At 32.6% G+C, this 25,558-nt stretch carries 21 protein-coding genes; 10 read left to right on the plus strand and 11 right to left on the minus strand.

What is annotated here, in order from left to right; translation table 11 throughout:
* Positions 1-190 precede the first annotated feature (190 nt).
* The 6 genes from ACZ098_RS07695 (at position 191) to ACZ098_RS07720 (ending at position 10,362) form a co-directional block, all read left to right on the plus strand.
* Positions 191-3,592 (plus strand): hypothetical protein, encoded by a 3,402-nt coding sequence (locus ACZ098_RS07695; protein ID WP_487311160.1) that lies wholly within the window; start codon positions 191-193, stop codon positions 3,590-3,592.
* Positions 3,585-4,004 carry an rRNA maturation RNase YbeY gene (gene ybeY / locus ACZ098_RS07700; RefSeq protein ID WP_487311161.1) on the plus strand — a complete coding sequence of 140 codons (420 nt, stop codon included), beginning with the start codon at positions 3,585-3,587 and terminating at the stop codon, positions 4,002-4,004. Before ACZ098_RS07695 ends, ybeY begins: the two co-directional genes overlap by 8 nt.
* Positions 4,005-4,141: 137 nt before the next feature.
* Positions 4,142-6,010: a tRNA uridine-5-carboxymethylaminomethyl(34) synthesis enzyme MnmG gene (mnmG, locus tag ACZ098_RS07705; RefSeq protein ID WP_487311162.1), complete on the plus strand. Its 1,869-nt coding sequence runs from the start codon at positions 4,142-4,144 to the stop codon at positions 6,008-6,010.
* Between the two features lie 290 nt (positions 6,011-6,300).
* Positions 6,301-7,152 carry a class I SAM-dependent methyltransferase gene (locus ACZ098_RS07710; RefSeq protein WP_487311163.1) on the plus strand — a complete coding sequence of 284 codons (852 nt, stop codon included), beginning with the start codon at positions 6,301-6,303 and terminating at the stop codon, positions 7,150-7,152.
* 244 nt (positions 7,153-7,396) lie between these two features.
* On the plus strand, positions 7,397-7,975 hold the full coding sequence (locus tag ACZ098_RS07715; RefSeq protein ID WP_487311164.1) for an OmpH/Skp family outer membrane protein: 579 nt from the start codon (positions 7,397-7,399) through the stop codon (positions 7,973-7,975).
* Between the two features lie 113 nt (positions 7,976-8,088).
* On the plus strand, positions 8,089-10,362 hold the full coding sequence (locus ACZ098_RS07720) for a helix-turn-helix domain-containing protein (RefSeq protein WP_487311165.1): 2,274 nt from the start codon (positions 8,089-8,091) through the stop codon (positions 10,360-10,362).
* Here ACZ098_RS07720 and ACZ098_RS07725 read toward each other — a convergent pair.
* Genes ACZ098_RS07725 through ACZ098_RS07740 form a run of 4 tightly spaced genes read right to left on the minus strand, consistent with a single transcriptional unit; the run spans position 10,359 to position 12,466 of the window.
* Positions 10,359-10,652: a type II toxin-antitoxin system RelE/ParE family toxin gene (locus ACZ098_RS07725; protein ID WP_487311166.1), complete on the minus strand. Its 294-nt coding sequence runs from the start codon at positions 10,650-10,652 to the stop codon at positions 10,359-10,361. The genes ACZ098_RS07720 and ACZ098_RS07725 overlap by 4 nt on opposite strands.
* Positions 10,649-10,888 (minus strand): hypothetical protein, encoded by a 240-nt coding sequence (locus ACZ098_RS07730; RefSeq protein ID WP_487311167.1) that lies wholly within the window; start codon positions 10,886-10,888, stop codon positions 10,649-10,651. Before ACZ098_RS07730 ends, ACZ098_RS07725 begins: the two co-directional genes overlap by 4 nt.
* A gap of 34 nt (positions 10,889-10,922) precedes the next feature.
* Positions 10,923-11,306 carry a DoxX family protein gene (locus ACZ098_RS07735; RefSeq protein WP_487311168.1) on the minus strand — a complete coding sequence of 128 codons (384 nt, stop codon included), beginning with the start codon at positions 11,304-11,306 and terminating at the stop codon, positions 10,923-10,925.
* An 11-nt stretch (positions 11,307-11,317) separates the two neighbouring features.
* Positions 11,318-12,466 carry a DNA polymerase III subunit gene (locus ACZ098_RS07740; protein ID WP_487311169.1) on the minus strand — a complete coding sequence of 383 codons (1,149 nt, stop codon included), beginning with the start codon at positions 12,464-12,466 and terminating at the stop codon, positions 11,318-11,320.
* A 154-nt stretch (positions 12,467-12,620) separates the two neighbouring features.
* Between ACZ098_RS07740 and ACZ098_RS07745 the strand changes: the two genes are divergently transcribed.
* From ACZ098_RS07745 to ACZ098_RS07760, 4 genes are all read left to right on the plus strand, one after another.
* Positions 12,621-13,808: a phosphoglycerate kinase gene (locus tag ACZ098_RS07745; protein WP_487311170.1), complete on the plus strand. Its 1,188-nt coding sequence runs from the start codon at positions 12,621-12,623 to the stop codon at positions 13,806-13,808.
* A gap of 97 nt (positions 13,809-13,905) precedes the next feature.
* Complete coding sequence (locus tag ACZ098_RS07750) at positions 13,906-16,215, plus strand: LysM peptidoglycan-binding domain-containing protein (protein ID WP_487311171.1); 2,310 nt, start codon at positions 13,906-13,908, stop codon at positions 16,213-16,215.
* A 40-nt stretch (positions 16,216-16,255) separates the two neighbouring features.
* Complete coding sequence (locus tag ACZ098_RS07755) at positions 16,256-17,239, plus strand: DUF4837 family protein (protein ID WP_487311172.1); 984 nt, start codon at positions 16,256-16,258, stop codon at positions 17,237-17,239.
* Between the two features lie 7 nt (positions 17,240-17,246).
* Positions 17,247-17,699, plus strand: coding sequence for a GNAT family N-acetyltransferase (locus ACZ098_RS07760; RefSeq protein WP_487311173.1), 453 nt, complete (start codon positions 17,247-17,249; stop codon positions 17,697-17,699).
* Here the strand turns inward: ACZ098_RS07760 and ACZ098_RS07765 are convergent, their stop codons facing one another.
* From ACZ098_RS07765 to ACZ098_RS07795, 7 genes are all read right to left on the minus strand, one after another.
* Positions 17,700-18,530, minus strand: a complete 831-nt coding sequence (locus ACZ098_RS07765) for an OmpA family protein (RefSeq protein WP_487311174.1) — start codon at positions 18,528-18,530, stop codon at positions 17,700-17,702.
* Positions 18,531-18,532: 2 nt separating this feature from the next.
* Positions 18,533-19,348 (minus strand): OmpA family protein, encoded by an 816-nt coding sequence (locus ACZ098_RS07770; RefSeq protein WP_487311175.1) that lies wholly within the window; start codon positions 19,346-19,348, stop codon positions 18,533-18,535.
* A gap of 2 nt (positions 19,349-19,350) precedes the next feature.
* Entirely contained in the window at positions 19,351-20,985 is a 1,635-nt protein-coding gene (locus ACZ098_RS07775) for a S41 family peptidase (RefSeq protein WP_487311176.1), read from the minus strand.
* Between the two features lie 80 nt (positions 20,986-21,065).
* Positions 21,066-21,455 carry a ribonuclease P protein component gene (gene rnpA, locus ACZ098_RS07780; RefSeq protein ID WP_487311177.1) on the minus strand — a complete coding sequence of 130 codons (390 nt, stop codon included), beginning with the start codon at positions 21,453-21,455 and terminating at the stop codon, positions 21,066-21,068.
* A gap of 4 nt (positions 21,456-21,459) precedes the next feature.
* Positions 21,460-21,858, minus strand: coding sequence for a hypothetical protein (locus tag ACZ098_RS07785; protein WP_487311178.1), 399 nt, complete (start codon positions 21,856-21,858; stop codon positions 21,460-21,462).
* A gap of 80 nt (positions 21,859-21,938) precedes the next feature.
* The gene (locus tag ACZ098_RS07790) at positions 21,939-23,819 is read right to left on the minus strand and encodes a M1 family metallopeptidase (protein ID WP_487311179.1); all 1,881 of its coding nucleotides are present in this window, start codon (positions 23,817-23,819) and stop codon (positions 21,939-21,941) included.
* 85 nt (positions 23,820-23,904) lie between these two features.
* Positions 23,905-25,500: a S8 family peptidase gene (locus ACZ098_RS07795; protein ID WP_487311180.1), complete on the minus strand. Its 1,596-nt coding sequence runs from the start codon at positions 25,498-25,500 to the stop codon at positions 23,905-23,907.
* Between the last annotated feature and the right edge of the window lie 58 nt (positions 25,501-25,558).

A 25,558-nucleotide genomic window follows, 5' to 3' on the forward strand; every position in this document is an offset into this window, starting at 1 on the left:
ATCAATTTCAATTTCAAAAGTCAATTTAAATTATTTTTTTTAATTATATGTTGAAGATTGAGCCTTTAAATTGAGATTGATATTGCCATTTTCATTGCCATTGATATTGCTCGTTTCTTTTGAAAGATTTAACTTTTGTGCTTCGTATAAATTTGTAATTTTATCGGTTATAAACAAATTATCAACAATTTTGGAGAATCAAAATATAATTTACAGTAAACTTGAACAGTTTATTAAGAAGTTTTACACAAATGAATTACTACGTGGAACAATTTTCTTCGTCGGTTTGGGTTTGTTGTATTTTATTTTCACACTTTTTGTCGAATATTTTCTTTGGCTTAAGCCAATGGCAAGAACTGTCTTATTTTGGATGTTCGTTGCAGTAGAACTTTTTTTATTCTTTCGTTTTATTTTGTTTCCAGTTTTTAAACTTTTTAAACTTCAAAAGGGAATTGATTTTGACGAAGCTTCCAAAATTATTGGAAATCATTTTAACGAAGTAGGTGATAAGCTAACCAACTTTTTACAACTTTCAGATGATAAAAATAAATCAGAATTATTACTAGCTTCAATCGAACAAAAAGCTTCAAACTTACAACCAATTCCTTTTGGAAATGCTGTTAATTTTGGAACCAATAAAAAGTATTTGCCACTGGCGATTATTCCAATTTTGTTTTTTGTTTTCTTTTTGATTTCAGGTAAAATTGATATTATTTCACAAAGTTTCAACCGTGTAGTAAATTACAAACAACAATTTTTGCCACCAGCGCCTTTTGAATTTCAAGTTTTGAACAGGAATTTACAAACAGAGCAGAACCAAGATTTTCTACTTAAAGTTAAAACAAATGGTAAAATCGTTCCTGAAAATGCTATGATTTTTATTGGTGATGAGAGTTATTTTATGGAAAGCAATAAGGCTGGTGAATTTCAATTTGTCATTCCAAAACCTAAAGAAAATCTTGAGTTTCATATCGAGGCTAACGACGTCTCTTCAAAAGATTATGAGTTGGCAGTGGTAACCGTACCGTCTATTTCTAATTTTGAAATGGTTTTGAATTTTCCATCCTATCTGAATAAAAAATCTGAAGTAATCAAAGGAACTGGAAATGCTGTTGTACCTGAAGGAACTAGAATTACATGGAGAATGAACACTTTAGCAACTCAGAAAGTAGACTTTGTGGTTGCTGCTACAAAATATAATTTCTCTAAAAAAGACAATCAGTTTTTATTATCAAAAAATATTACTCAAAATACAGATTATCAAATTCTTACATCCAATGATCTGGTTCAGAATCATGAGAAATTGAACTACCAGTTATCGGTTGTAAAAGATCAATATCCTACAATTACTGTTGGTAATGCTCCAGATAGTTTGAAAATTGAAAAAAATTATGTTTTAGGTCAAGTTTCAGACGATTATGGATTGTCTAAACTTGCTGTTGTTTATTATCCAAAAGACAAACCTAATGCAGCGAAACGTGGAACTATAGCAGTTAAAAGAGATAATTATGATCAGTTTGTTTTTGCGTTCCCAAGTAATCTTCCAGTGGTACAAGGCGTTTCGTATGAGTATTATTTTGAGGTATCTGATAATGATGCGCTTCACAATTTCAAAACTACTAAGTCATCAGTGTTCTCTAATCGTATTGAAACTGATGTCGAAAAAGAAGATCAGATTTTGCAACAGCAAAGTGATAATATTAACTCGTTATCTAAATCTTTAAAAGCCCAAGACAAGCAGTTGAACGAGATGGAGAAATTACAAAAAATGGGTAAGGAAAAGGAATCTTTGGAATTCAAAGAACAGCAGAAAGTTAATGATTTCCTTTATAAGCAAAAACAGCAAGAGGAGATGATGAAGAATTTTGCTGAAAAAATGAAAGATAATTTAGATAAATTCCAATCTGAAAAAAGTGATGAAAAGAAAGAATTACTAAAAGAACGTCTTGACAAAGTTGATAAGGATTTTGAAAAGAATAAAAAACTATTGGACGAACTTCAGAAGCTTAATGAGAAATTGGATAAAGAAGAGTTGTTCGAAAAGATGGATAAGCTAAAGCAGCAAAGTAAAAATCAAACCAAAAGTTTGCAACAACTTGTTGAACTTACTAAGAAATATTATGTAGAAAAAAAGGCGGAGCAAATTGCTGATAAATTAGAAAAGCTTTCAGAAAAGCAAGATAGTTTATCTGAAAATGAAAAAGAAAATTCGACTGAAAAGCAAGATGAGATTAATAAAGAATTCGATAACATTCAAGAAGAATTAAACGATTTGAAGAAAGAAAATAAGGAATTGAAAGCTCCTATTGAATTACCTGAAACTGCGCCAAAAGAAAAGAGTATTGATGATGATTTGAAAAAAGCTTCAGATGAATTAAAGAAAGAATCTAAAGCCGGTGCTAAACCGAAACAAAAAAGTGCTTCCAAGAAGATGAAGGAAATGAGCCAAGATATGGAGGCTAGTATGGAAGGTGGAGAAATGGAACAAATGGAGGAAGATATTGCTATGTTGCGTCAAATTCTTGACAACCTTTTAGCATATTCTTTTTCTCAAGAAGACGTAATGGGTCAATTTAAAGGTTTGAAAAGAGGTTCGCCATCGTTCAATAAAAACCTTAAAATTCAGCAAGATTTAAAACAGCAATTCAAACATGTTGACGACAGTCTTTTTGCTTTATCACTACGTAGACCAAAAATTGCTGAAGAAGTAACTAAGGAAGTTGGTAATGTAGAATATAATGTAGATAAAGCAATCGAAACACTTGCCGATGCTAATGTTTCAAAAGGGGTTTCGCATCAACAATTTGCTACAAGTTCTTCAAATAAACTTGCTGATATGTTAGCTGAAACCTTAACCAACATGCAAATGTCGATGTCCATGTCAGGTTCAGGAAAAGGTAAGGGCAAACCATCGCCAGGAAAAGGTTCTGGTGGCGATTCACAGCTCCCAGATATTATCAAGAAGCAGGAAGGTCTTGGTAAAAAAATGAAAGACGGAATGAATCCTGGTGAAAAGCCAGGTAATAAACCTGGAGAGAAACCAGGCGAAGGAAAAGACGGCAAGTCGGGAGAAAAACCTGGTGGAAAAGACGGAAAAGGAAAAGACGGAAAAGACGGTAAATCTGGTTCAGGAAGTTCAGGTCAAGGGAATAAAGATGGAGAAAATGGCGAGGATGGAGAAGGAGATGCTAAAGCTATTATGGAAATTTATAAAGAACAGCAACAACTGCGCGAAGCATTGCAAAATGAATTAAACAAGCAAGGCTTAGGCGGTCAAGGTCAAGGAACTTTAGATCAAATGAAGCAAATTGAAAAGCAACTTTTAAATAAAGGTTTTAACAATGAAACGCTGCAGCGTATGTTAAACTTAAAGTATGAATTGCTCAAATTAGATAAAGCTATTCAACTTCAAGGTGAAGAAAAGAAACGTCAGGCCGAAACTAACAAGAAAGAATTTAATAATACTTCGAGTGCTTTACCAAAACGTTTACAAGATTATTTGAATAGCGTTGAAATTTTAAACAGACAAACATTACCTTTGCGCTCAAATTTCAACCAAAAGGTTCAAGAATATTTTAAAAGCAATGATTAGTTTTAATTACGAAAGTGATTTTGAATTAGAAAACGAGAAACAAATATCAAGTTGGATTTCGTCCGTAATTCTATCCGAAAACAAAAAGGAAGGTGATATCAATTACATCTTTTGCGATGATGAATATCTATTAAATTTAAACGAACAGTATCTGGATCACGATACATTGACCGATATAATTTCTTTCGACTACAGTGTAGGAAATGAATTACACGGAGATATTTTCATTTCTATCGAAAGAGTTCAAGACAACGCCAAGGATTTCGCGGTAACTTTCGACGAAGAATTGAAAAGAGTACTTGTTCACGGCATTTTACATTACTGCGGCTACAAGGATAAATCAGTAACAGATGAACAGATAATGCGCCAAAAGGAAGACGAAAAAATCAAGATGTTTCACGTGGAACATTAATGACTTTTCAATTTTTTAAATTGATGCGATTGGATTTTTCAGAATGATTTTTACAAACGTTCCACGTGGAACAAATACAATTGATTTAATAATTATGATTTATTCGTAATTTTTAATTCGTAATTTTTAATTAATTTATGTTTAATACATACGATGTTATAGTAGTTGGAGCAGGGCACGCAGGTTGTGAAGCAGCAGCAGCGGCGGCAAATTTGGGTTCACAAACTTTGTTGGTAACAATGAGTCTGCAGAATATTGCGCAAATGTCTTGCAATCCAGCAATGGGCGGAATAGCCAAAGGACAAATTGTGCGGGAAATAGATGCGCTTGGCGGTTACTCTGGAATAGTTTCAGATAAAACTGCTATCCAATTCAAAATGCTTAATAAGTCAAAAGGTCCGGCAATGTGGTCACCAAGAGTGCAGTCAGACCGAATGCGATTTTCTGAAGAATGGCGATTGATGTTAGAGCGTACACCCAATCTAGATTTCTATCAAGAAATGGTTTCAGGTTTAATTATCAATAACGGTAAAGTGGAAGGAATAAGAACTTCTCTAGGAATTGAAATCAAAGCCAAATCAGTTGTTCTTACCAATGGAACTTTTCTAAATGGATTAATTCATATTGGAGAAAAGCAATTTGGTGGAGGAAGAGCTGGTGAAAGTGCAGCCTACGGAATCACAGAAGATTTAGTAAAAGCAGGTTTCGAATCGGGTAGAATGAAAACCGGAACTCCACCAAGAGTGGATGGACGTTCGTTAGATTATTCTAAAATGAATGAAGAACCAGGTGATGTTCGTCCAGATAAATTTTCGTATTCAGACGAAACCAAACCGTTAGTTCATCAACGATTGTGTCATATGACGTATACTTCGTTAGACGTGCACGATATTCTTCGAGAAGGATTTGATCGTTCGCCAATGTTTAATGGTAGAATAAAATCTCTCGGACCAAGATACTGTCCTTCAATTGAAGATAAAATAAATCGATTTGCAGATAAAGAAAGACATCAACTATTTATAGAACCTGAGGGTTGGGATACGTGCGAAGTTTATGTAAATGGATTTTCAACATCGCTTCCAGAAGACATTCAATTTAAAGCTTTGAGTTCGGTTGCAGGATTTGAAAAAGTAAAATTCTTTCGTCCTGGATATGCTATTGAATATGATTATTTTCCACCAACGCAATTAAAACATACATTAGAAACTAAATTGGTTGATGGTTTATATTTTGCCGGACAAATAAACGGAACAACTGGTTATGAAGAAGCTGCTTCTCAAGGAATGATGGCTGGAATTAATGCAGCATTAAAAGTTCAAGAAAAAGAGCCAATGATTTTAAAGCGTGATGAAGCTTATATCGGAGTTTTAATTGACGATTTAATTACAAAAGGAACAGAAGAACCCTATCGGATGTTTACTTCTCGTGCAGAATACAGAACGCTTTTGCGCCAGGATAATGCCGACCAACGATTAACGCCAAAGTCATTTGAAATTGGTTTAGCATCTGAAAAAAGAATGCGTCGAATGGAAGAAAAATTTGCTGCAAGTGATAAAATGGTTACTTTTTTTAAAGAAACTAGTGTATCATTAGCTGAAGCAAATCCTATTCTGGAAGAAAAAGAGAGTTCTCCTATTGTACAGCAAGATAAAATGTTTAAGATATTTTCGCGTCCTCAAATAGATTTGGAAGACTTTTTAAAATTCGAAAAGGTTGCTAATTATGTTTCTGAAAATAATTTGGATAGAGAAGTTTTAGAACAAGCCGAAATCCAAGTTAAATATTCGGGTTATATTGAAAAAGAACGTGCAAATGCAGAAAAATCAACACGATTAGAAAACGTAAAGATTCCAGAAGATTTTAATTTTGAAAGCATCAAATCAATGTCGATAGAAGCAAAGCAAAAGTTAGCGAAGATTCGTCCAGCAACAATTGCACAAGCATCAAGAATAAGCGGAGTTTCTCCAAGCGATATATCGGTGTTATTAATTCACATGGGTAGATAGGGAATATTAGATTTCAGATATTAGATTGCAGATATTAGATTGCAAATATTAGATTTTAGATTTCAGATGTTAGATTTTAAATTTTAGATATAAGATTTTAGATGTTAGATTTCAGATATTTTAAATTTAGTATGATAGATGTCTAATATTTAAAATCTAATACCTATTAGTATTTTTGTTCCACGTGAAACTACGCTGTGAAGTCAAGGATACAAAGACTTCAGCAAAATAAATTTTTTCATACCATTAAAAATTCGTAATTCGTAATTTTTAATTATTTAATTAAATTAATGGATTTATCAAATACAAAACATTTTTTAAATGTAAAAGACCATTCTGTTTCGCAAGAAGTTTTTGAACTTCTTTACAATCAAGAATTGGATATGTTGGTTACGCATCCGCAACCAAGTTTAGAAAAACTTCCTAGTTATTATGAAAGCGTAAATTATATTTCGCATACCGATGGAAACAAAAATTTATTTGAAAAAATGTACCAATTTGTAAAATCAATTGCATTAAAAAACAAATTAAAACTTATCAATTCGCAATCTCAAAAAGGATCAATTTTAGATATTGGAGCAGGAGTTGGTGATTTTTTATCTGTTGCAAAAAATGATGGTTGGCAAACTACTGGAATCGAACCAAGCGAAAAAGCAAAGGCAATTGCTATTTCTAAAGGAGTTTCATTTGTAGAAAATTTGTCGCAATTGCAAAACAATTCATTTGATGTAATTACCATGTGGCACGTTTTAGAACATGTTCCAGATTTAGAAAATCAAATTTCAGAATTAAAAAGATTGATAAAACCATCGGGTACAATTATTATTGCGGTTCCAAATTTTAAATCATTTGATGCAAATTATTACAAAGAATTTTGGGCCGCTTATGATGTTCCAATTCATTTATGGCATTTCTCTAAAACGGCAATTCATAAATTATTTGCAAAACAAAATTTAGAATTGGTCAACGTACTTCCAATGAAATTTGATAGTTTTTATGTAAGTTTATTATCCGAAAAATACAAAACTGGAAAGATGAATTTCATCAGGGCTTTTTTCATCGGATTGAAGTCAAATTGGAAAGGAAGTCAAAATTCGGAATATTCTTCACATATTTACGTCATAAAAAACGCTAAAAACTAAAATAAAGCTCGTTTTTAAACAAAAACAAGTATAAATGTGAATCAATATAAAGAAAAAGAGAAGCTTGTTTAAATTGCTTTATTTGAATCGGGTTTTAATAGAGTTTAATTATTTTAAAAAACAAAGCAATAATAATTACCAATAGTCATAAAAAATAGCCAAGATTGTAATTTTTATTCATTACAAACTAAATTTTTATATTTTTGGCAAATATTAAAAACAACAAAAATCAATAAATAGAATAATGAAAAATTTAATTGCAATTTTAGCACTATCAATTACTGTTTTATCTTGTAACCAATCGTCAACTTCTGGTGAGTACAAAACGGCATACATTGATACGTCTAAATTAATGGAAGAAAGTACCGAAGCTAAAGATATCGAAGCTAAATATAAAGCAAAAGCGGAAGAAATGGGTGCCGAGTTAAAAGTAGAAGCTACTAAATTGGAAGGTGAAAAAAATTCATTTCAAGCAAGCGCACAAAAAAATGGTCAGGTATGGGCTCAACAAAAATATTCTGAATTACAACAAAGAGAGCAACAATTGCAATATGCTCAGCAAGGAATGTTGCAACAACTGCAAGGTGAAAGCGGTAAAGAAATGGACAGCTTGGTTAGTAAACTTAAGAAAGTTTTCAAACAATACGGAAAAGAAAAAGGTTTTGACTATATCTATGGAACAGGAGAAGCTGCAACAGTTTTATATGCTAAAGATAGCTATGACATTACAAAAGATGTTATAAAAATTGTGAATGACAAATACAAAACAGAGGGTAAAAAAGAAGAAAAACCAGCTGACACAAAAGCGGAAGAAAAGAAATAATTCTATTCTATCTAAATAATTAATTCCAAATTCTAAAACTTTAGAATTTGGAATTTTTTTATTTGTAAATTGATATTCAATATTTTACATTTGTATTTCTAAATAAAAGCCAAATGGAATCCATATCTGCCGAAGCAAATTATGTTTTACGCTTCATTAATCAAACCAATCGGTCTGTTTTTCTTACTGGAAAAGCAGGAACTGGAAAAACAACTCTTTTAAAAGAAATTCTAAAATCTACTCACAAAAATACAGTAGTAGTTGCACCAACTGGAATTGCAGCGTTAAATGCCGGTGGTGTTACGATCCATTCCATGTTTCAGTTGCCCTTTGGTGGTTTTATTCCCGACAGTAATGTAGAAGGTCAGTTTACAGAAAGTGTAAAATTTGAATCCAAATATACGTTACGACGTCATTTTAGAATGAGCGCAATTAAAAAAGCAGTCATTCAAAAGATGGAATTGCTCATTATTGATGAAGTAAGTATGCTGCGGTCTGATTTGCTCGATGCCATCGATTTCATGTTGCAAAGTGTACGCAAAAAAAAGATTTCTTTTGGTGGTGTTCAAGTACTTTTTATTGGCGATTTGCTTCAACTGCCACCAGTAATTCGCGATGACGAATGGCGAACGCTTCGTAAATACTACAAAGGAAAATTCTTTTTCCATTCGCATGTTATTCAGCAAAATCCGCCTTTGTATATTGAGTTGTCTAAAATTTTTCGTCAGACGGACGAAGTCTTTATTGATTTACTTAACAATTTAAGAAACAACACTATAACTCAGAGTAATGTTTCATTTTTAAACCAATATGTACAACCTAATTTCGATTTAAAAGCCAATAAAGGTTACATCACTTTAACGACACACAACAGCAAAGCCGATTCGATTAACTCACAATCAATCAATGATTTAGAAGGTATTTCTAGAAAGTATAAGGCTAGAATTGTTGACGATTTTCCAGATAAAATATATCCATTAGACGAATATTTAGAATTAAAAATTGGTGCTCAAGTAATGTTTATTAAAAACGACTTGTCATTTGATAAACATTATTTTAACGGAAAAATGGGCGTAATATATTCATTATCAGATGATGAAATACGAGTTCATTTTCCAGAAGAAAATAAAATTATCGAAGTAGAGCGATACGAATGGCAGAATATTCGCTATTTCGTAAATCCAATGACCAAGGAAATTGAAGAGGAAATATTGGGAACATTTACACATTACCCAATAAAATTGGCTTGGGCAATTACCGTTCATAAAAGTCAAGGCTTAACGTTTGACAAAGCTGCGCTTGATGTTTCGCAAGTTTTTCTACCAGGACAAGCTTATGTCGCACTTTCGCGTTTACGTTCTTTAAATGGCTTAATTTTGCTTTCTCCGTTACGAATGAATGGCATTTCTAACGATGATGATGTGATGGATTATGCCACTAACAAAGCATCGGCAGAAATCTTACACACTACTTTACAAAACGAAACCAAAGGTTATATCCATAAGTTTCTCAGAAATAGTTTTGATTGGCATGAATTGGCTCAGGAATGGCGCAATCATAAATTTAGTTATTTGGATAGTGATAAATCGGCCAAGTCGAAGCACAGCAAATGGGCTACCAAACAAATGGAATTCTGCGAAAATCTTATTGATCCAGCGAGTAAATTCATGTCGCAATTGGATAAATTATTTCGTGATGAAAATGTAGACTTCAAATTTATAAACGATAGAATAGTAGCAGCTTACAATTACTTTTTTGAAAAATTGGACGCGTTAGTTTATGAGCTTTTATACAAAATTGAAGAAGTAAAACGTATAAAACAAGTCAAGCAATTTTACGATGAATTGATGGTTTTAGAAGAACTTCAAGTAAATGCCATTTTGCGATTGATGAAAGCCAAAAAACTAATTGAAACGGTAATTGACGATAAAGTTATCAGTAAAGAAAGCCTGAATTCGCAAGAAATAAAGGCTTACAAAACCATAAAAGTGGAGCGAGTTTATGAAGATTTCAAACGCAATAATGCCAATTTGATTGAAGATAAAGAGAACGTTGGTTTATACGCTCCAAAGAAAAACAAAGCTGAAAAAACACCTAAGAAAGCGACTTCGCAAATAACTTATGAGCTTTGGGTTGAAAAAAATTCGATTGCCGAAATTGCACTTTTGAGAAAACTAACCGAAGGAACAATTTACGGTCATTTCACTAAATTGATTCAAGATAAAGCCGTTAGCATAAAAGACGTTTTGCCATCCGACAAGTTAGAAGCATTAGAAAAAGCCTTTCACGGTTACAAAGAAGAATCTTTAAATCCGTTAAAAGAACAAGTTGGTGATGCCTTTTCTTGGGAAGAGTTGCGAATGTTTAAAGCGAGTTTGAATAGTTAAAATCGAAGTTTTCTTGGATTTTGATAAGAAGAGAATACATCTAGAATGTAAATTCTTGAAGGTTCTATTCGGTATATAATTTTAAAATTCCACTTAGGAAAAAACCGAATGAATTCAGAATTATAAATCGGATCCATTGGGTTTTTTTCTGGAAGAATATTTAATTTATCCCCAATTTCAAAAAGTGAATCCAAAACTAATTCTGCGTTTTGCGGACTTTCTTCAAAGATATAATCATATAAAGCTTGAAGCGAAATTAATGCTTCATCCGACCAGAAAACTGGTTTCACTTTCGAATTATTTTACTTTTTGCTTCTTCAGTTGTATAACCAATAGTTCCAGAATCTGATGCAATTATTATTTGATCCAAATGATTTTTATATTCTTTAACCGTAAATGGTTTTCCAGAAGTCGAATAGCTGTAAATATCATTGTCCAATAAAGCTTCTATTTGAGACAATAGATTATTATTTTGAACATCTAATATTCTGTGAACTATGTTTTTGCGTTGTGTTTCTAGATCCATAATAACAAAATTAGTTAAAAAAAGCTTATGATTTTTAACTCAACCAATAAACCGCTAAAACCGCTGGAACAAAATATATTGCAATGGTTCTTGCGCCATCATAATCTTTAGCCAATCGCTGTCCTAGTAGTAAGAAAATCAAAGTTATACAAGAAAAAACTGCTCCATAAAAACCGAACATTCTTCCACCATTTAGGTACAATTCGAAGATTCCGACAATGCTTAAAATTCCAGCAATAAGTTCAAGAAATAGCACAATTCCAAGTGAAAGTGGTACCACATTTTTTAGAATCGACTTTGCAAAATGTTCTTTAAGCCAAGAAATATTGTCATTCCAATGAAAAACTTTGTCGTGCGCAGATGTAATAAAAGTTACAGCTAGAAAAACCAAAACGATAACAGATGCAGTATTGTTCATAATAAGTAGTTTTATTTTCGATGAATTAATCGAGTTAATTTTATAGATAAATCGGTTAGAATTATTTTGGCATTACCGTTGCGTTCTATATGATAAATAGCATCAGAAAGTTCATTAAAAATTTCTGAAATATTACTTCCATTTACGAAAGGAGCAAAGTTTTCTAGTTTAAATTTTTCTACAGTTGGTTCAATATAAACTAGTTTTTCTGCTTGGTAATTTAGTAATAAGGCTTGACGAAACATTTCTACACAATAGTTCAAGAACTTTTTTTGTGCTTCACGTCCTAAACCAGCAATTTGCTCGCTCCAAGAAATTAAATCCTGAATTGCAGCAGCATTTCCTTTGGCTCTAAAAGCAGCGCGAACCCAATCGACAAACCATTTTTCAAAAGGCAATTCGTCATTATCTTCATGTAAAATATGCAATGCTTTGTTATAATTTCCTTGTGCTTGATGTGCAATTTTATTCGCTAATTTTTCATCGACAGAATTTCTAGAAATCAATGCATTGGTAATTATACTTTCGGGCAAAGCATTAAAATGCAACACTTGACAACGAGAACGAATGGTCTGGATTATGTCTTCTTCATTTTCAGAAATCAATATAAAAACCGTTTTGTCGGTTGGTTCTTCCAATAATTTTAATAATTTATTGGATGCTGCAATATTCATTTTATCGGCCATCCAAATTATCATTATTTTGTAACTTCCTTCTAACGATTTTAAGGATAATGCTTTCAAAATTTCTTGAGCATCATCTACCCGAATTTCTCCTTGCTTATTTTGAACTCCCAAAATTTTATACCAGTCGAACAATCCGCCGTAAGGATTTTCAGTTAAAAACTGACGCCAATCTTGAATGAAATCTAGGCTTTTCGGATTTTTTTTAACATCTTCAGTAGTTACTGTTGGGTATACAAAATGCAAATCGGGATGCGAAAGGTTGTTGAATTTTAAATTACAACTACTATTTTCACCTTCATTTTCAGCACCAGTATTTTGACAAACTATATATTGCGCATAAGCAATGGCCATAGGTAAAGTACCAGTGCCTTCGGGACCAATAAACAACTGAGCATGTGGAATTCTACCTTCACTTGCGCTTTTAATCAAGTGATTTTTAATGTGTTCGTGACCTAATAGTTCTGAAAAATGCATAAGCAAAGATAACAGAAAAATTCATTTACAAACATGCATTTTATCATACTTTCACGAAAACATTGTTTGTAACTTACACAAAATTGACACTCAATTTTCTATAAAAATCAAATTCCCTATATTTGCTTTTTTAATTAAAATATTGATCATCAAAATGAAAACTGTAAACGACTTCAACTTCAAGAATAAAAAAGCACTAATTCGTGTAGATTTTAATGTACCATTAGACGAAAATTTTAAAGTAACCGATGTGAATAGAATCGATGGTGCAAAACCGACTATCGATAAAATTCTTGCTGATGGAGGAAGTGTAATTTTGATGTCGCATCTTGGACGTCCAAAAGGAAAAGAAGAAAAATATTCGTTAAAACATATTGTTGAAACAACTTCAGAAGTACTTGGAGTTGAAGTGAAATTTGCAGAAGATTGTCGTGGTGAAGTAGCACAAAATGCTACTAAAAATCTACAACCAGGCGAAGTTTTATTATTAGAAAATTTACGTTTTTATCCTGAAGAAGAAGCTGGAGATGTTGCCTTTGCAAAAGAATTAGCGTCTCTTGGAGATATTTATGTAAACGACGCTTTTGGAACTGCGCACCGTGCACATGCATCAACAACAATAATTGCCCAGTTTTTTCCAGAGCATAAATGTTTTGGCTTACTTCTTGCTAAAGAAATAGAAAGTTTAAACCGAGTATTAAATAATTCAGTTAAACCGGTAACTGCAGTTTTAGGTGGATCTAAAGTATCTTCTAAAATTACCGTTATCGAAAATATTCTGGACAAAGTAGATCACATGATTATTGGTGGCGGAATGACTTTTACTTTCGTGAAAGCACTTGGCGGAAAAATAGGTGATTCTATTTGTGAAGATGATAAAATGGAATTGGCATTAGAAATTTTGAAAAAAGCCAAAGAAAAAGGAGTGCAAATTCACATTCCAGTTGATGTAGTTGCTGCCGATTCTTTTTCTAATGATGCACAAACGCAAATTGTTGATGTTCGCGAAATTCCTGACGGATGGCAAGGTTTAGACGCTGGTCCAAAATCGTTAGAGAACTTCAAAAAAGTAATAATGGAATCTAAAACTATACTTTGGAATGGACCTTTGGGTGTTTTTGAAATGGAAAGTTTTGCAAAAGGAACCATTACTTTAGGTGAATTTATCGCAGAATCTACTCAAAATGGAGCGTTTTCATTAGTTGGTGGTGGCGATTCCGTTTCGGCTGTAAAACAATTCGGATTAGAAGAAAAAATGAGCTATGTTTCTACTGGTGGCGGCGCGATGCTAGAAATGTTAGAAGGACAAACCTTACCTGGAATACAAGCCATTTTAAGTTAAAGTATTGATTTTTAACAATAAATAGACAATTTAATACGTTATTAGTCGGTATGTTTGCATTGATGAACGTGACTTTAAAATATTGAAAATATAAAATATGACTATAAAAAATAATCTAACAGCAGTTTTGTTATTAGCTTCAACAGCATTTTACGCCCAAGAAATTACTACTCAAGATACCGTTGTTAAACAAGAAATAGTAGTAAAACAAGAACCAAAAATATCCTTTTTAGATTCAATTAAAAAAACTTTTGTAAACGATGAAATGGCCTCATGTGTAGACAACATGTGGACCAAAGAATTGAGTTCATTAGACGTTTATGAAGACTTATTGACAGACATTAAGAATGTAAATCCTGATGTTAGCGTTGATTATGAACTTCCTACCGAATTACTAAAAGAACGTTTGAAGTTATTGGACGAGAAATCTCCGTTTAACATTGAATACAATATCGGATTAGAAAACGTAATCAAATCGTTCTTAAAAAATAGAAAAAAAGGATTTGAAAGATTGATGGGAATTTCTCAGTTTTACTTTCCAATATTCGAGGAAGAATTGGCTAAGAAAAACATTCCGCTTGAAATAAAATATCTTGCGGTTGTAGAATCAGCTCTAAATCCAAGAGCAGTTTCTAGAGTAGGAGCTACAGGATTGTGGCAGTTTATGTATCAAACCGGAAAACAATACGGGCTGAATATTTCAACCTACGAAGACGAACGAAGCGATCCTTTGAAAGCTAGTGCTGCTGCTGCTCAATACATGACCAATATGTACAAAATTTTTGGCGATTGGGATTTGGTTTTAGCATCTTATAATTCTGGTCCTGGAAATGTTGCCAAAGCTATTCGTCGTTCTGGTGGACAACAAAATTATTGGAACATTAGAAAAAATTTACCTAAAGAAACACAAGGTTATCTTCCAGCTTTTTTAGCTACAATGTATATTTTTGAATACCATAAAGAACACGGAATTGTACCTAACAAAGCAATTGCAAATCATTTTGCCACCGATACAGTGATGGTTAAAAATCACATGACCTTCAAGCAAATTTCAGATTTATTAGATATTTCAGTTGATGAATTACAATTTTATAATCCTTCATACAAACGAAATGAAATTCCGTTCGTTACAGGTGATAGTAATTTCTTAAGGCTTCCAAAAGATAAAATAGCAATCTTTACTTCTAACGAAGATAAGGTATATGCTTATGTAAAATACCAAGCTGATCAACGTGAAAGGCCTCATGAAAGAATTGCATCGGTAAAACAAAACGATCCTTCAAATCCTTCTAAAGACGAAAGTGAATTTACATCAAGAACCAAATACCACAAGGTTAGAAAAGGTGATAATCTAACTGAAATTGCCAACCGATATGATGTGACGGTTACACAAATTAAAAAATGGAACGGTTTAAAAAGCAGTAAAGCACCACTAGGTAGAAGCCTTAAAATTATATCTACTGAACGTGTTGCGTATAAAGACAATAAAGAAATAGTAAAAGATACCGTTGCTAAGTCTGAAAATAATGAAGTTGCAGTTTCTGAAAACAAATTAGAGAAAGTTTTTAAAACAGAAAAAGTAGTTACTTACAAAGACGTTGTGAAATATCACAAAGTAAAAAGTGGCGACAACATTGGTGAAATAGCTTCTAAATATGATGTTTCTGCAGCCGATATTAGAAAATGGAATAAAATTAAAGGAAACAGTATTATCGCTGGTGCAAGCTTGAAGATTGTAAAAAATGAAAAAATCACTAAAACTGTAAAAACAGAAGTGAAACAACCGTTGACAGTTAAAAATACTGCAATAGCTGAAAACACTAAGAAAGCGAAAGCAGAACTTAAGAAAGACGAAAAAACAGCAACAACAACTTCAGATTATTATGTGGTTGAAAAAGGTGATAATTTAAGCGCTATTGCTAAGAAAAATAACGTTTCGGTACAAGAATTAAAAGACTGGAACAATTTGCCAGACAATAATGTAAAATTAGGTTCTCAGATGGTTGTTACTGGAAGTACAATTGCAGAAACATCAGAAAACAAAGAAACTAAATCAATAGAACACACCGTTGCAAAAGGTGAATTTTTAGGAACAATTGCTAGAAAGTACAATGTATCTATAAACGATATTTTAGAGTGGAATTCACTTTCTGATACCAATATTAAACAAGGTGATAAATTGATTGTTGGAAAAGAAGTTGCTTCAGATTCTAAAAATAAAAGTAAAAAAGAGTACGCAGCTGTAGCTAAAAAATCGAATGAAAAATTATATCAAGTTCAAAAAGGAGATTCATTATTTAAAATCTCACAAAAGTTTCCTGGTGTAACCGTTTCAGATATTAAGAAATGGAATAATATTACAGGCGAAGGAATTCATCCTGGAATGAAATTAAAAATTAACGGATAATACCAAAAATCTTCTATAAATTTGGGCTTTATTTCTAACTATGAATAAAGCCCATTTTTTTTGTCTGTTACTTATCGTACTATTTTTTTCATGCAACGAAAAAAAGTCGCGAAGTACTACCGAAATTTCAGGAAAAATCAATACAGTATCTGTAATTGTTGACGATCAGTTATGGAATGGCGAAGTTGGCGATAGCATTCGAAATAAATTTGCATCACCAGTTTTAGGACTTCCGCAAGAAGAGCCTATTTTTTCTTTAAATCAATATCCCGTAAAATTACTTGAAGGCTTTATGAGTAACAGTAGAAATATTATTGTTATAAAAAAAGAAGCCAAAAGCCAATTTCGAATAGTTTCCAACGAGTTTTCTAAGCCACAAGTAGTTGTTCACATTTCAGGCAAGACGGTTCAAGAGTTGCTGGACTCTATTCAATCTAACGATTCGTTAATTGTAAATACGATTAAAGAATCGGAAATAAAAACACTACAAAATCAAATCAAAGAAGATTCGATTGTCGACACTAAAAAAATTTCTGAAAAATTTAATATAAAACTTACGATTCCCAATAAGTATCGAATGGTAATGCATGGAAAAAAATTCATGTGGTTCAAAAAAGAAATAACTAGTGGTAGCTTGAGTTTAATTATGTATCAAATTCCGCTTTCAAGTTTAAAAAACGATTCTAAAGCCATAAATCGTATTATTAAGATTCGGGATTCTATAGGAAATATTTACATTCACGGCGCTGTTCCAAAAACACGAATGATTACCGAACCTGCTTTTGCTCCTTATTTTTCTAAGACTAAAATTTTTGGAAGAGAAACATTTGAAACCAAAGGTAATTGGGAATTGAAGTACGATTCGATGAGCGGTCCGTTTATTAATTACGCTATAATTGACAAAAAAAACAACCGAATACTAGTTCTCGAAGGATTTTGTTATGCACCATCAAAGCAAAAACGAGATCTTATGTTTGAGCTGGAAGCAATAATAAAATCGGTACAATTTTTAAAGAAAAAATAATTACAACATGTCCGAAACAATAAACTGGAAAATAAAGCCATTTAAAGAACTTTCTTTGCAAGAACTATATAAAGTGCTTCAACTGCGATCTTTTGTCTTCGTAGTAGAGCAAAATTGCGTTTATCAAGACATGGACGGTAAAGATGAGAAAGCCTTGCATTTGATTGGCGAGTATAACAATCAAATTGTAGCTTACGCCAGATTATTTAAAAGCGGCGATTATTTTGATGATGCTTCCATTGGTCGTGTCGTGATTCATCCCGATGCGCGGGATAAAAAGTTTGGTCATGACATGATGAAACAAGCCATTGCGGGAATTGAACACAATTACAATGAATCCAAAATTACCATTTCGGCACAGCTGTATTTAAAAAAGTTTTATGAAAGTCATGGCTTTGTTCAAACCAGCGCAATGTATCTGGAAGATGATATTGAACATATTGAAATGAAACGCAACTAATTACAATTTCACAATTACAATTTCTACCCGTTTGTTGAGCAATTCAGCTGTATTCGGGATAGGAAATTTTCTGCCAAAGCCAGCATGTGCCATTCTGTTTTCAGATATTCCTTTAGAAACTAAGAAATCATAAATTTTTTTAGCTCGAGTTTCCGATAAGTTGTTTTTTCCAGATTCCACATCTCTAGCATCTTTAAAAGCTGTGCTAATGCAGCATACATGACCGTGAATTTCTATTTCAACTGTTGGATGTTCTTTCAAATAAAGAAAAATTCTAGATAATTCTTTTTCGGCAATTTCGCTGTCCTCAAAGTGCGTCAAACTACCTTTAAAAACAAGGTTTTCGATAAGAATTTTATCACCAATTTTCAGCGTGTCATCAAGCTTTTTATAACCTATGTATGAGGTTAAAAGTGTTGGAACATCTTTTTTAGTTTTTATAGAAAAATTAATTTTTAAAGTCGATTTTCTATTGTTTTTTCTAATTTCATCGGTATTTATACCGGATGAATTTAGTTCAATTTCACCATTACCTTTGAGTGCATCAACTTCAAGATTGTAATTGTCTTGAAGGTATTCTGCAACTGCATTGGCTCGTTTTAGCGATAGAGTTTTATTGGCTTCAGTACTTCCAATATCGTCACAAAATCCGTTAATTTCAATACTTGAAATCAACATTTCTGAATCAGAAAAAAATGAATTCAATGTTTTTTCGGCATCTTGGTTGATTGAGAAATCATTTGAACTGAAAAAAACAGTAACAACTTTTTGTTGTTCTTGTGCGAATCCAAAACGTGTAACTAGTAACAATAATAAACCAATTTTTTTCAAAATCATATTTTGGTAATTACAAGTTCTACGCGTCGGTCGTATTCAGGATTTTTTCCTAGTGGTACGGTGTTTCCGTATCCTTTAAATTTCATTCGGTTTTTAGAAACTCTTCTAAAAGCAAGGTATTTATAAACCGATTCGGCTCTGTTTATAGAAAGATGGCGTTTGCGTGTGTCTTTATCGATGGCGTCTTTTTGGTTTAAAGGAGTACAACATACATGGCCTTGAACTTCAAACTCAATATTTTTATATCTTACCAGTAATAAAGCTACTCGGTCTAGTTCGGCTTTGGCTTTCAAGCTAAGTTTGCTACTGCCTTTGTCAAACAAAATGTTTTCAAGGTAAATGTGGTCGCCAACTACATGATCTTTCTGAATGGTATTGTAAAATCCAGATAGTTTTAATTTCGGTAATTCCTTAAGATTTAAAACCACATCCACACGACGGTTTTTAGAGCGTTTTTCGGGAAGATTATCTACAATATCATCGTCAATTAGTATTCTTCCTTTTCCTTCAATAGTGACAATAATTTTGTTTTTTATACCGTTTTCTAACAATTTGTTCTGAATGGTATTTGCTCGGTTGGTAGACAATTTAAAATTATAAGCATCCTTGCCAATATCGTCGGTGTAACCGTAAATTTGTATGGATTCTATTCGGGTTGAATCAGTGTTTTTTATAAAATCGACGATGTCCTTTGCCTGTTTTTCGTCTAAGGAATATTTATCAAATTCAAAGTAAGCCGATTGAACTACTTCTTCTTGAGCTTGAAGAAATCCTAGGCAAAGCAAAGGCAGAAATTTTAAAAAGCGAAGCATTATTATTGCAAGATTTTGTTGTACTCTGAGGTATTGGCCAAAACTTCTTTTGCCTTACTTATTTCAAAGTTGTTCTTGGTGTAATATTGATACAAACCTTCTTTGTATTGGTATCTTTTGATGATTTCGTCTAACATTATTTTTTTAATTTCTTTTTGATTTTTATCCAATAGCGCTTCTTCACTTTTTTGTAAAGCGGTAAGCAATTGGTTGTATTCTGATAGAATTGATTCGTCAATTTTTTCCTTTTTTGCTTTTTCTAAAGTATTTTTTAAAGCCAATTCAGTTTCCGTGTCAAATGTGTATTTTTCTCGTTTTAAAAATGCTTTAAAATCTGCAAAATCTGCATCGGTAAGTGTTGGAATTTTATCGCCGAGTGTTGGATTTTTAAAATAATAATAAGTTACATAATTAAAAATTCCGTCGTTTTTTTGAAGCACTTCAGCAATGGTGCTTAGCTTGGTTTCTGCTAGTTCAACATCGGGTTGAATTCCGCCTCCATCATAAACTGTTCTTCCTTTTTTGGTTTTAAAGGCGTTGTATTTTGAAGCATCGGTACGTACCGCTTTTCCGTCTTTATCTTTATGCCAATAATCTAAAGCTTGAATGCATCTTCCAGAAGGTGTAAAATACCTTGAAATAGTCACTTTTACTTGCGTTCCATAGGTCATATCAATTGGTCTTTGAACTAATCCTTTTCCGAAACTACGACTACCAACAATTACTGCGCGGTCTAAATCTTGCAATGCACCAGCAACAATTTCTGAAGCTGAAGCACTTTTTCCATCAACTAAAATTGCCAAAGGAATGTTTAAATCGTTCGGTTCGCGTGTGGTTTTATAAGTTACATTGTATTTTTCGTTTTTAGATTTTGTGGTCACAATTACTTCACCTTTTGGTACAAATAAATTACACACATTTACCGCTTCGTTTAGTAATCCACCACCGTTTCCTCTTAAATCCAAAATTATTTTTTCGGCACCTTGTTCTTTTAGTTTTTCTAAGGCTTCTTTGGTTTCAGTTGTGGTTTTTCTGTTAAAAGTGGAAAGCACGATATAGCCAGTTTTATCGTCGATTTTGCTAAAAAACGGAACGGCTTTAACATCAACTTCATCTAGAATTAATTGTGTAGTTAAGGTTTTTCCTTGACGGATGTATTTGATATCGACTTTAGTGTTTTTCGCACCTTTTAGCAATTGTGAGGCATCGTCTTTAAAATCGGCTAAAAGTACATCGCCAATTTGAATTATGGCGTCTCCAGCTTTTAGTCCGGCTTTATCGGCAGGATAATTTTTATAGGGTTCTTTTATAATAACTCGATCATCTTTTCTAGTAATCATTGCTCCAATTCCGGTATACTCGCCAGTATTGTTGATTTTGAATTTCACAACATCTTGCTCGTTGAAATAATTGGTGTATGGATCTAAATCGGCAAGCATACTTTTGATAGCAGTATCCATAAGCTGTGACGGATTTATCTCGTCAACATAGTTTTGGTTTACAGTTTTAAAAAGCGTTGTAAATATTTCTATTTGCTTGGCAATTTCGAAAAAATCGTCTTTGAAACTCGTACCAATAAAGAACATTCCAGAAGCTAAAACTGGAATTATATATCTTTTTTTAAATTGTGGAAGCATTGTGATTTTGTCTTTTTAAATTTTTTGAACCTAACGAAATTAGTAAACTAATTTAAATATAACGCATTATCAATAAAAAATTATGGTGTTGAGGTATTTATCTCGTTAACAGCAATCACCCATTTTTGAAACAACTGAATTGTTTTTTCATGAATTTCTTGATAAGTCAAACGATCTTTGGTTTGATAAAAAAACATTATCGCATAGGATTGATCTAAATTTTCATGAATGATGTGCTTGTTTAAGCGATAACATTCACGCAGAACGCGCTTGAAATAATTTCTATCAACGGCGTGTTTGAAATGTTTTTTAGAAACTGAAACGCCAAATTTTAATTTTTCGTTTTCGTCATTTGTGGCAACATAAACCAATCGCAGCGGATATTTGGTTACCGATTTTCCTTTAGAAAAAAGTAAGTCTATTGATTTTTGGCTCTTAAGTTTTTCTTTTTTTGGATAGGTAAAATCCATAATTTTAATTATAGATGTTGTAAACAAATTTTACTTCAGAATAATTGATGTAAAACTGCATTCTATTTCCTTCTTTTTTTCGGGTAATTGCCAATATTTTACATTTCGAACCATTATTATCAATACATTCAAATGGGACAATTTTGTCGGTTTCAGTTTCAATTTTTTCTCCATAAGATTGGATTGTAAAAACTTGAATTTCTGGAGAGTTTACTACAATCCTGTTTTTTTTGCCGTCAATTGTTATTAATATTTCAGCTTTTACAAAATCGGACCATTTTCCCCAACTTCCTTTGGCATTTTTTTCGACTACGCTAACACTACTGGTTTTCAGTGTTATGGTTTGACATAAAGCCGAAGTTGTAAAGGAAAAGAAAAGAAAAAGTATTAAAAAATTTTTCATTAGTAAGTAATTTTAATCTTGTGTAAATCTACAAATTCTATTCTAAAAAAAAGCGCTCTACTATTAGAACGCTTTTGCCTTTATTTTATTTCGAAACTATTGTTTTCCTTTTTCACATCTGCCATTAATCCTAATGGATCAATTGTGATTTTTTTGATGGAAGTTTTTCCTTTTTCAATTTCAAAGAAATAGTTAGGATTTCCCCAAGCCCAATCTTTTAAAACAGTTCTTTTTATTGCAGGAGTTGGGTTTTCTTTTTCAAAACTCATCATGCGTAGCGGAATGTAAAAACTTTCTTTTGTACCATCAGTGTATTCTACTAAAATATCAATTGGCATTGGCATTCTTCCAATTCGTTCTAATGAAACTCCAGTTCTTTGAACGCCATCGGTAGCACTTTCTACATTTTTAATTCCGTAATCAATCGTATTTAAAGTTTCAGTCCAATCTACCAAATACCAATCTAAATTTGCTCCAGAAACACGTTCGGCTGTTCTTTTAATATCGTTTGGAGTTGGATGTTTAAATTTGAATTCAGAATAGAAACGTTTTACTGTTTTCATCAAATTTTCTTTTCCTAAAAGATATTCTAATTGGGTTAAAAACAAGCAACCTTTTACATAAGATGCAATGCTATAACTTCTGTTTTCATCATAGCGATCGGCATGTGTAGAAAGTGGTTGTTCTTTTCCAGAATTTGCTAAAGCAGCATAGGTTTTATAAGAACCTAAGAATGGATTTTCAACTTTTTTGTCAGACAAATCGTTTAGAGATAAATCCTCTATAAATGAGGTAAATCCTTCGTCCATCCAAGAATGTTTGCTTTCGTTGGTTGCTAAAACATGTTGAAACCAAGAATGACCCATTTCGTGCGCAATTACACCTACTAATCCGTCAAATGTGCCTTCGCCTAGAATTAAAGTACACATGGCATATTCCATTCCGCCATCGCCACCTTGAATTATTGAATATTGTTGGTATGGATAATTACCCACAACTTTATTGTAATATTCCATTATGGCAACCGTTTTTGGTTGTGCCTTTTTCCAGTTTTCTAAAATTTTTGGATTGTTTTTATATAAAAAATGCAGTGTTGCACCATTTGGAACTTGTACTACATCGTGAATGTAGTTTTTATCGGCCGCCCATGTAAAATCGTGAACGTTTGGAGCTACAAAGTGCCATGTTAATGTTTTAGTTTTTCTTGGAATTTTAACTTCAACACCTTTTTCTTGATAGTTATAACCAATTTCATTTGGGTTTTGTAAATATCCGGTTCCTCCTAAAATATAATTTTTATCGATGGTAATTTTTACATCAAAATTTCCCCAAACTCCATGAAATTCTCTTGCAATGTAAGGATCGGCGTGCCAGCCTTCAAAATCGAATTCGGCCATTTTTGGAAACCATTGACTCATAGAAAGTTCAACGCCTTCTTTATTATTTCTACCAGAACGACGAATTTGTAGCGGAACTTGTCCGTCAAAATCTAAAGTAAAAGTTGTTGATTTCCCCGGTAAAATTGGTTTTGCTAAAGTTACTTCGAGAATCGTTTCTACTTCTTTTGCTACAGCTGAAACGCCATCTTGTTTAAAATTACTAACGTGTAAATATCCAATTTCGTTCGGTTGTAATTTCGAAATTCTACTTTCGTTTTTGGTGGTTTTATCGTCAATTTTAATTTTGTTTACCATTCTTCCATCTGGATCTTTTACGTTTTGCAAACGCATGTCCATTTCGCTTCCTGGTTGAAAAGCATTGTTGTACAAATGATAAAAAACACGCGATAGTGTATCCTGAGAATTATTGGTGTAAACGAGTTCTTGAGTTCCTTTGTACTGATAGGTTTTTACATCCATCGTCACATTCATTTTGTAATCAACGTGTTGTTGCCAGTAGTTTGCGCTTTGTGAAAAAGCGTTTGCGGAAGCAAGAAGTAAAAGAATTAGAATTTTTTTCATAGTAAATTATTTAAACACAAAATTCACAAAAAATTATCAATACCGCTGATAAAATTTGTGAATTTTGAGAAGTTTGTTTTAGGCTTTATTTTTTAGACATTTCTGCAGCCATAATTAATGCGTTGTAGGCGTTAATAATTTTACCCGATTTGGATGCATTAGTAAATGAAGTTGCTTCTTTATTTTCTCCTAAAGCCACTTGTGTAGAAATTGGAGTTCCAGAATCCATCAAGATTTTTTTAACTTGAGAAGCTGTAAGTTTAGGATAGTACGAACGAATTAATGCTGCAACACCAGCCGCATTTGGAGCAGCCATTGAGGTTCCGTTTTCGTATTTGTACTTACTGTTTGGAACTGTAGCATAAATTTTTACTCCCGGAGCAAAAACGTCAACATTTTTTGATCCAAAATTAGAAAAATCGGCTACTAATTTACTGCCGTACTCAAAATTTAAAGCACCAATTGTAATTAAATTATCGGCTATTTCGACACCGTCTTTTTCGTCTGTTGGGAAATTTGGCTCTACATCAATATTCTTTGAATCGTTTCCTGCAGCATGAACTATTAATACATCTTTGCTTGCAGCATATTTTATAGCATCCCAAACCCAATCCGTGTGTGGTGAATAATCTTTTCCAAAACTTCCATTTATAACTTTTGCTCCGTTATCTACGGCATAGCGAATAGCAAGCGCAATGTCTTTGTCGTATTCGTCGCCATTTGGAACAGCTCTTACAGGTAAAATCATGATGTTTTTAGCTACAACTCCATCACCACCTTTATCATTTCCGCGTATTTGTGCAATGATTCCAGCGACATGTGTACCATGTTCAGCATCTTCTACATTTGGACCTTTTACATTTCCGTTTCCGTAAAATTTATTGGTCATATCATCTGGATTATCACCAGTTTTTCTACCGCTAAAATTCACATTCAAGTTATAGTTTACTTGACCATATACATAATCAATATATGATTTTATTTCATCTTGAAATCCTTCACCAGCTTGAGTTGCAATGCTAGTCATGATCATTTTACTTTTGCTAAGTGAAGCATCAGTTGTTACGATAGCTTTTAAATCAGCCATTGTATATTTTTCTTTTTTCAAATAAGCTTTAACATCTTTATCCGCCTTAGAAATCATATCAACTTGAGGTTTTTGTTGCATGATTTCTGCAAGTTTGGTATCCAATTCGGCTTTTGCTCTTTTGTAAGTTTCCGATCCATCATCGCCTTTTTTAACAATTCTTGTTAATTCTAGGTTTTCATCAGTTGCTTCGCCAAGAAAATTCCATCCGTGAACGTCGTCTACATAACCATTTCCGTCATCGTCTTTATTATTTCCAGCAATTTCTTTTTTGTTGGTCCAAATTTTTCCTTTTAAATCTTCATGATCAATATCCAAACCAGAGTCGACCACTCCTACAATTATTTGTTTACCTTTTTTACCTTTCAAAATTTCGGCGTAAGTTCTATCAACACTCATTCCTGGAACAGTATCTTTAACTAAATCTAGATGACTCCAGCGTTTTAAATCTTCTTCTTTTAAAGGATTAGTTTTTAAAGGAGTTTTGTCAATATTTGCAGGATTAGTAGAAACTATTGGAGCCAATTTAGGACTACAACCTGAAAGAGCAATTGTAAGTATTGCCGAAACAAAAAGCGGTTTAATCAAATTCATTTTCATTGTTTTTTAGTAAAATATGGGTTTAAAAGTATTCTGTTTTGTTATAATTTAA

This window comes from Flavobacterium sp. SP2, from assembly GCF_057626655.1.